This is a genomic window from Chrysiogenia bacterium (assembly GCA_020434085.1).
In the GTDB taxonomy this organism is placed as follows: domain Bacteria; phylum JAGRBM01; class JAGRBM01; order JAGRBM01; family JAGRBM01; genus JAGRBM01.
In genome coordinates this window covers 1-3,729 of sequence record JAGRBM010000283.1, presented here as the reverse complement: position 1 = coordinate 3,729, position 3,729 = coordinate 1, and the positions used below count along the sequence as shown (strand labels likewise).

Sequence of the window (3,729 nt, the reverse complement as noted above, 5' to 3'; positions counted from 1 at the left end):
CGCGGCTACCCTGGGCGCGCGCTCTTTCATCAGGGCCCCGGGGGTGGGATCGCTCCAGAGTTCATAGAGCTGCCCCCAGAGCCCCAGATCCGCGAACGAGGGACGCGCGCCCAGCACATAGGGGCGGCTTTCCAGATGCGCTTCGAGCAGTTCGAGCAGCCGCACGTAGGCATTCTCGATCTGTTCCTGCGTCTGCGGCGAAGAGCCCACGAAAGAAAGGCGCGGCACCATGCGCTGCTTGATCATGGCGGCCATCAGGTTCGCGGCCTTTTCATCGCCGCCCGTCTGATCGAGCGCGATGCGCAATGCGCCCGAGTCCTGGTCGATCTCGCGGGTCCAGCGGTAGTGGAACATGGGCTTGTTCACCCACTCGTCGGCGAATTCTTCGAGCAGTTCGGAAATGAATTTCAGCGCGGGCTCCGAAGGATGGATGGCCGGCTCGGGGAAGAGCGCCTCCATCTTCTCCATGATCGGTGTGGAGTCCTGGATGCCCTGGTCTCCGGGCGTCACGACGAGCGGAACCAGCGGGAGCTTGGCGTATTTGTTGAACTCGCCCATCTCCTTCATCGAGCGCACGATCCACCGGTGGGGGATTCCCTTGTATCGAAAGTAACTGCGCACTTTGACCGAGTAGGGAGAAAGCTCGCTTCCGTAGATCAGGTATTCGTCGCTCATGGTAAATCGCCCCTTAACTGAACAATTGTTCAGAAGGCTATATCACGCGCTGGCGCAAACAAAAAGGGCGCGGCCCAAACGGCCGCGCCCTTTCCTTGAGGCTGTTTGAGCGTCTAGCTGCGCCGGCGCCGCCGTTCGAACGCGAACACGCCTGCCACTGCGAGCAGGAGGAGCGCCATGGAAATGCCGCCCGATTCGCTCGCGCTCATCGTGCAACCGCCGTTGGCTTCGTTGTAGAGATAGAGCGCCAGAGAGATCGACTCCACCGCGCCGATGTCGCAGGCGTCGGGGTTACGGGTCTGGCCAATGGCGTCTTCTTCCGCGCAGGTGGCCGGATCGGCGGCATTGATCGCGTCACTGGCGAGGCCCAGGTCGTGGATGGAGATCGGGAGCCCCGGGACCTTCGTGAGCGCGAGCAGACCGGCATCGTACTCACTGCCAACCAGGTCGTCCGTAAACGTACCGGAACAACCGGTCGTATCGCCGATCAGGTTCACACCCGCCGTGGTGATGGAGCCCGAGCAGTCGTCGTGCAGGGTCGGCGGGCCCTTCACCCCTGCCGGGGTTACGTCGCTGGCATCGTCGTTCCCGGCAATGATCGTGTTCGTGACCGTCGGCGCGTCACTGAGGGCATAAATACCGCCGCCATTTCCAGTGTCGTTGTTGTCGTCATCGGCAGTGTTGTCCGTGATGGTGCCGTGGGTGATGGCCATACTGCCGCCCGAGCTGTCGAGATACAGGCCCCCGCCGTGCCCGGTGGCCGCGTTACCGCTGACCGTCGTGTTGAGAAGCGTTGCCGTGGCGCTGGAAGATGCGTAGGCATACAAGCCGCCGCCGTTACCATTGGCGGTATTGCCCGCAATCGTGCTGCCCGTGATTTCCACGCTCTTGTCGTTGCCGTAGATCCCACTGATGTAAATACCGCCGCCGCTGCTGCTGGCGATATTGTCGGAGACGGAGCTGCCTGCCACATCGAGGCTGTTGCCGCTGAAATAGAGGCCACCACCGCTGCCGCTCGTGGCTTCGTTGTCCTCGACCCGCGAGCCCTGGACCGTGAAAAGTGCACTCGGGGTCGAACCGCCCAGGTAGAGTCCGCCGCCGCTGCCGGCCGATTCATTGTGAAGAACGCTGCTGTCGAGAACCTCAACTGTCGCGCCGGTCGTCCCCACGAAGGCGTAGAGACCACCGCCGCTGGCGCCTGCATTGTTCGAAGTGAGCATCACGCCGCTGAGCATCGTCGAGCCGACGTTGTAAGCCACGGCAACCGCGCCGCCGCCGCCGCTCGATTCGTTCGAAGAGAGGCGCACACCGGTGATCATGGCGCTGCCGCCGCTGTAACCGATGTAGATGCCGCCGCCGCTGGAGTCGGCGTAGTTGCCGACCACGCTGCCGCCCGTCATGGTCAGGCTGGCGCCGGTCGTGCCGCTGTAGACATGAATGGCACCACCGTTATCAGCGAGGTTCCCCATGAAATCGGTGTTCGTCACCGTCAGGGTGCCGCCGGCATAGATTGCGCCGCCGTCGCCGCTATCCGCATCGTTGTCCATGAACAGGCAGTCGGTCACCGTGAGTGTTCCTGTGCCGGAATAGATCAAACCGTTGAGATCGTAGGAGCTGTTGTCGATGAATGCGACGTCCTCAACGGTCACATTGTCGTCTGCCGCATCGATCACCGCCCCATTCTCGTCATAGATGACGTTCCGAATTGTCATCCCACTGATCGAGAAAGTAAGCGGGCCATCGCCATTGAGGTCAAAGGGCTTGTAGCCGTAGTCATGCGATCCTTTGACGCTCCCGGTTGCAACGAGATTCCCGTCACCGTCGAGGGTCAGCAGCGCCGAGCCCGGACCGGTGATGGTCAGGTCGTCGGTGATATCGGGGAAGTGGTCATCCATCGTGATCGTGGAGCCATTCAGCGAGGCGGCAAACACAATCGTATCGGCCGCGATGTTGTCGTTGGCTTCGAGAATGGCCTCGCGCAGGGTGCACGGCGTCGGGCAGGTGCCGTCGATCGTGTACATGGCACTTGAGTTGTCGATGGCGCTGTCGACCGTAAAGGTCGTCGGCACATCGCCGCCGGCACGCGCGCCGGTGCTCGACCAGGCAATCGCCAGAACGGCCAGCATGGCCAGATACAGAATTCGGTATTTCATGGGGGTCCCCTTTTCGCTTGGCCCTCTCGGCCTCAATTTCCTGTGGCGCGCCACTATAGCGGCAAATCTCCTGTCCGCAAAGCAGAGAGGGCCCCGACCGGGGCCCTCTCCTTCAGATACAATGTCCGATTCCGCTACGAACGCCGGCGCCGCCGCTCGAAGGCAAAGGCCCCCGCCACTGCCAGCAGGAGCAGGCCCATGCCCGAGGCGAGCCCCGCGCTGCCGCTGCCGATCGTACAGCCGCCGTTGCTCTGCTGGTAAAGCGCAATCGCCAGGGAAATCGACTCCACCGCGCCGATGTCGCAGGCATTCTCATTGCGGACCTGGCCGATGGCGTCTTCTTCAGCGCAGGTCGCCGGATCGGCGGCGTTGATCGCGTCGCTGGAAAGTCCGAGGTCGTGAATGGAGATCTCCATCCCCGGGACCTTCGTGAGCTCCTTGAGGTCGGCATCGTACTCCGTGCCGACCAGGTCGTTTGTGAACGTGCCGGCGCAACCGGTCGTATCGCCGATCAGGTTCACACCCGCCGTGCTGATGGAGCCCGAGCAGTCAGGATGCACTGCTTCGACCGGCGCCTTGCCCGCTGATGCGCCCAGCGTGGTGTCATCGCTATTGCCAGAGAGGATCGTGTTGGTCACTTCCGGCGCGTCGCCATTGACGTAAATGCCGCCGCCATCACCACTGCCATTGTCATCGACATCGGCGGTGTTGGCCGTGATCGTGTTGTGCGCGACCGCCAGGGTGTTCCCCCCTCCAGATGTCGAGAAGTAGAGTCCGCCGCCGTTGTTGTCGGCCGCGTTGCCGCTCACCGTGGTGTTGAGGAGCGAAACGCTGTTCCCCGAGTTCGAAAGATACAGGCGCAGACCGCCGCCCGAGCCATCGCTCTGGTTGCCCGCGATCG

Annotated in this window: 3 protein-coding genes; all 3 read right to left on the bottom strand. The window is 62.7% G+C overall.

Annotated features, from left to right (window positions below):
* A partial coding sequence (locus KDH09_09490) for a glutathione S-transferase (protein MCB0219914.1) occupies positions 1-675 on the bottom strand: 675 nt, incomplete at its 3' end.
* 113 nt (positions 676-788) lie between these two features.
* Positions 789-2,828, bottom strand: a complete 2,040-nt coding sequence (locus tag KDH09_09485) for a hypothetical protein (GenBank protein MCB0219913.1) — start codon at positions 2,826-2,828, stop codon at positions 789-791.
* Positions 2,829-2,962: 134 nt separating this feature from the next.
* On the bottom strand, positions 2,963-3,729 hold a 767-nt coding region (locus KDH09_09480; GenBank protein ID MCB0219912.1), incomplete at its 5' end, for a hypothetical protein.

Excerpts from the sequence above, each read along its gene's own strand:
- KDH09_09485 (MCB0219913.1), bottom strand. The coding sequence starts at position 2,828 with ATGAAATACCGAATTCTGTATCTGGCCATGCTGGCCGTTCTGGCGATT.